At 38.4% G+C, this 1,173-nt stretch carries 3 protein-coding genes; 2 read left to right on the plus strand and 1 reads right to left on the minus strand.

The genetic code is table 11. The annotated features are described in order from the left end of the window. Both QUA78_RS32660 and QUA78_RS32665 read left to right on the plus strand, forming a co-directional pair. The coding region (locus QUA78_RS32660; protein WP_333307582.1) for a hypothetical protein at nt 1-217 on the plus strand (217 nt) is incomplete at its 5' end. Beyond that, nucleotides 214-807, plus strand: a complete 594-nt coding sequence (locus tag QUA78_RS32665; RefSeq protein WP_333307585.1) for a transposase — start codon at nt 214-216, stop codon at nt 805-807. The genes QUA78_RS32660 and QUA78_RS32665, both read left to right, overlap by 4 nt. A gap of 44 nt (nt 808-851) precedes the next feature. Here the strand turns inward: QUA78_RS32665 and QUA78_RS32670 are convergent, their stop codons facing one another. Beyond that, the gene (locus tag QUA78_RS32670; RefSeq protein ID WP_333399268.1) at nt 852-1,079 is read right to left on the minus strand and encodes a hypothetical protein; all 228 of its coding nucleotides are present in this window, start codon (nt 1,077-1,079) and stop codon (nt 852-854) included. Nucleotides 1,080-1,173 lie beyond the last annotated feature (94 nt).

Consider the following 1,173-nt stretch of genomic DNA (forward strand, 5'->3'; position numbering starts at 1 on the left):
TAATCAATCCTCAACATCTCAGAAATTGGGAAAGCTAATTGTTGTTATTGTACTTCTTAACAGCGGGAACCGCTGTAACAGTCTTCAATTAGTCCAGAAATTAGAAAAAGAACGTTCTGTTAAACTAAGTGCCGATCGATTAAGACGGATACTAAAAAAAAAGGTTTATTTGGAAATTCGCTTAGAAAAAGTCATAAAGGAAAACAAGACCCTATAGTACAAGAAACGAAGCAATCCGACTTAGATATGTTGCAATTAGAGGCAGCGGCGGGAGGAATTGACTTAAAGTATTTAGATGAATCAGGGTTTTGTGCGTGGAGTGAACCCGGTTATACTTATTACCAAATAGGTGAGCAAAAACGGTTAGAACAAACGAAACGGCGTGGTCGTAGACTAAGTATTGTCGGACTTCTTCAACAGGGAATCAGTTTTGTTTACGGTTTAGTAATTGGGGGTGTCGATCGAAAAGCTTATATCAAAATGATGGAGCGAGAAGCCCAGGAAGCTGCTGAGATTGGACGACGGAGAGTAATCGTACAAGACAACGGCCCCATACACAGATGCAAAGAAGTCCAAGAGTTATGGCCAAAGTGGGAAAATCAAGGTTTATATATCTTCTTTTTGCCCAAGTATTGTTCGGAAATGAACCCCATTGAATTGGAGTGGCAACACATTAAAAAAGATGAATTGGCAGGACAAATGTTTGATGATGAGTTAGAACTCGCCTACGCCGTAATTCATGGAGTAGAAGTTAGAGGACAAAGGGGAAATTACACTACACAACGTCTTAAGTTTAACTCCAATTAGGTAACTTAATGTTTTGTTACATAGATATGTTTTTTCCCGCCTACCTACTTAAACAAATCGTTACTTTTCGATTTATTTAAGTTCTTGCCCATGTAATGAATGTTGTCCATCTCTGCCGCACGTCTTACCCATTCAGTCGCAACACCTATTCCAATAACTTGGGTTGAGAGCAATGGAGTAAGTCCTTGGGCTGCAATACTTTTTTCTACTTTGTTCGCACATTGTGAATAGACTTTACGTGCCTTTAAAAGAGTATCTCTGTGTGGAATCATCGTAGCAATTTAATTACATATAGCCTTTCTCAAAAAGATGAGGTACAATAACAGCAGTGTGTAAACCAGTTAAAAATATTTGACGATGTAACTT

The sequence above is a fragment of the Microcoleus sp. K4-B3 genome (genome assembly GCF_036704615.1).
Lineage (GTDB): Bacteria > Cyanobacteriota > Cyanobacteriia > Cyanobacteriales > Microcoleaceae > Microcoleus.

What these genes read in the sequence shown, in the direction of transcription:
- QUA78_RS32670 (WP_333399268.1), bottom strand. Translation starts at nt 1,079, where the DNA reads ATGATTCCACACAGAGATACTCTTTTAAAGGCACGTAAAGTCTATTCA.